2 protein-coding genes are annotated in these 1,642 nt (G+C 62.2%); both read left to right on the plus strand.

The window, feature by feature from the left end; all coding sequences use genetic code 11:
* The first annotated feature begins 93 nt into the window (after positions 1 to 93).
* The gene (locus ACRESD_RS26925; protein ID WP_431753687.1) at positions 94 to 1,299 is read left to right on the plus strand and encodes an aminotransferase class V-fold PLP-dependent enzyme; all 1,206 of its coding nucleotides are present in this window, start codon (positions 94 to 96) and stop codon (positions 1,297 to 1,299) included.
* Positions 1,296 to 1,642, plus strand: a 347-nt coding sequence (locus ACRESD_RS26930) for a SufE family protein (protein ID WP_431753688.1), incomplete at its 3' end; no start/stop codon positions are given. The genes ACRESD_RS26925 and ACRESD_RS26930, both read left to right, overlap by 4 nt.

The raw sequence follows: 1,642 nt of genomic DNA on the forward strand, positions 1-1,642 counted from the left end.
CTGAACGAAGCGCTGCACGCTCACAACTAAGCAGCCACTCGATGCCACTAGCGGGCCCCGATCCTGGGGCTCGCTTATACGAGTCTTGAACACATGCTAGTGCCCTCTCCATGGCGTGCCGATTTCCCGGCCATCGCCACCCTGCAACGGCAAGACCAGACCTATCTGGACAATGCCGCCACCACGCAAAAACCCCAGGCTCTGTTGGATGCCATCAGCCATTACTACGCCAACGGCGCAGCCAATGTGCACCGTGCCCAACATTTGCCCGGCGCCCACGCGACCCAGGCTTTTGAAGACAGTCGCAGCAAAGTCGCGCAGTGGTTGAATGCAGGTGACAGCGGGCAAATGCTGTTTACCCACGGCGCGACTTCTGCGCTGAACCTCCTGGCCTATGGCCTTGAGCATTTATTCAATGCGGGCGATGAGATTGTCATCAGCGCCCTGGAACACCACGCCAACCTGCTGCCCTGGCAGCAACTGGCCAAACGCCGTGCACTCACGCTGGTGGTATTGCCGCTGGGTGATGACGGCGTGATCGACCTCGCTGCCGCTGCCGAGCTGATCGGCCCGCGCACACGATTACTGGCCGTGAGCCAACTGTCCAATGTGCTTGGCGCCTGGCAGCCGCTGGAAGCCCTGATGGCACTCGCCCAGCCCCACGGCGCCTTGACCGTGGTCGACGGCGCCCAAGGCATCGTTCATGGCCGCCATGACGTGCAGGCCCTGGGTTGCGACTTCTATGTGTTTTCCAGCCACAAGCTGTATGGCCCGGACGGCGTCGGTGTGCTGTTTGGCCGCAACGAAGCCCTGCACCATTTGCGCCACTGGCAGTTTGGCGGCGAGATGGTGCAGCAGGCCGACTACCACAGCGCCAGCTTCCGTCCGGCACCGCTGGGTTTCGAGGCCGGTACACCACCGATTGCCAGCGTGATCGGCCTGGGCGCCAGCCTGGATTACCTGAGCTCGTTAGACCAGCAGGCAGTGATCACCCACGAAGCGGCCCTGCATGACTACCTGTTGCGAGGGTTGAAAGCGCGCAATGGCGTGCGCGTACTGGGATCGCCCCAGGTGGCGCTGGCCAGCTTTGTCGTCGATTGCGTACATAACGCGGATCTCGCGCACCTGCTCACCGAACAAGGCATTGCCGTCCGCGCGGGTCATCACTGCGCGATGCCGCTGCTCAAGTCGATGCACCTGTCGGGCGCCATTCGCGTGTCCCTGGCGCTCTATAACGATTCCGATGATCTGGAGCGCTTCTTTGAAGCGCTGGACCAAGCCCTGGATATGTTGCGATGAGCTTGCCGGTTGATGCAGTCGCCGCGCTGGATGCCTTCCAGGCCGTCGGTACTTGGGAGCAGCGCGCCCGAATGCTGATGCAATGGGGTGAGCGCTTACCGGCCTTGGCCGAAGAAGAAAAAGTCGACGCCAACCTCGTGCAGGGCTGCGAAAGCTTGGTGTGGCTGGTGGGGCATCTGCGCGGCGGCCATTGGCAGTTTGCCGCCAGCAGCGATGCGCGGATGATCCGAGGGTTGGTGGCGTTGTTGCTGGTGCGGGTGAATGGGTTGTCTGGCGCCGAGTTACAGGCCGTCGATCTTCCGGACTGGTTTAGCCAGCTAGGTCTTTCCCGTCAGCTTTCACC

It is taken from the genome of Pseudomonas sp., assembly GCF_050739995.1.
Classification (GTDB): Bacteria; Pseudomonadota; Gammaproteobacteria; order Pseudomonadales; family Pseudomonadaceae; genus Aquipseudomonas.